Raw genomic sequence first — 903 nt, forward strand, 5'->3', positions numbered from 1 at the left:
ACAATTATTTTAGACAGGTTGTTTATAGGCCGAAAGAATGATATTTTTATAAGATTATCGGATTAGTCTTCCTGCGTGCTTTATGCGTTTATTCTCCGGATCTTCAGACGGCCTGAGCCTGTCCTCGCGTTTAAAACTGCTGACTGTGTTATGGGTCGGCTCGGCTTTTTTGTCGATTGCCTTTACCCTGCTGCTTTCTTGGCGTTTGGAAAGCGCGGCCAAAACGATTGAAGATGCGGGCAGCTTGAAAATGCAGGTGTATCGCTTGGCTTATATGGCAAGCGTCCGTACGCCCAATGCTCAAATTGACAACCAAATCAAAGAATTTGAACGTACGCTGGCCAATGTAACGCAAAGCGATGCCATTCATCCGCTGATTCCGTCACAAATGCCGCTGGCTTACGATTTGATCCAATCGATGCTGTTAATTGATTGGGAATCCAACATCAAGCCTTCTTTGCAACATTACGAGCGGCCGACCCAAATCGGCTTATACCGTTTTGCCGGCAATATCGAGCTGTTTTTACAGGCGATGGAAAACGCCAACGAGCAAAATACTTTGTGGCTGCGCCGTTTTCAAATGGCGATGATGTTGATGATTTTAGTGGCTGCCGGCTTGATGATTGTTTGGCATTATTCGTGGATCATCCGGCCGCTGGAAAAATTGCGTGACGGGGTAGAAACCATCAGCGAAGGTCGTTTCGGGGTACAAATCGATACAGACCAAATTCGTGAATTCTCCCAAGTCAGCAAGGGCTTCAACCAAATGAGCCGCCGTCTGAAAACGCTTTATACGGATTTAGAAGGACAGGTTGCCCAACAAACCCAAGACTTGGCCCGGCAAAACCGTGACTTGACCCTGCTCTACCAGACTACGCGCAACCTGCACCAAACCTTTACGCC

Annotated in this window: 1 protein-coding gene; it reads left to right on the plus strand. The window is 47.5% G+C overall.

Annotation, left to right across the window (positions count from 1 at the left end):
- Positions 1-82 precede the first annotated feature (82 nt).
- A partial coding sequence (locus ACTHS3_RS15480) for a type IV pili methyl-accepting chemotaxis transducer N-terminal domain-containing protein (RefSeq protein WP_440368438.1) occupies positions 83-903 on the plus strand: 821 nt, incomplete at its 3' end.

This window comes from Neisseria sp. P0009.S007 (assembly GCF_051962515.1).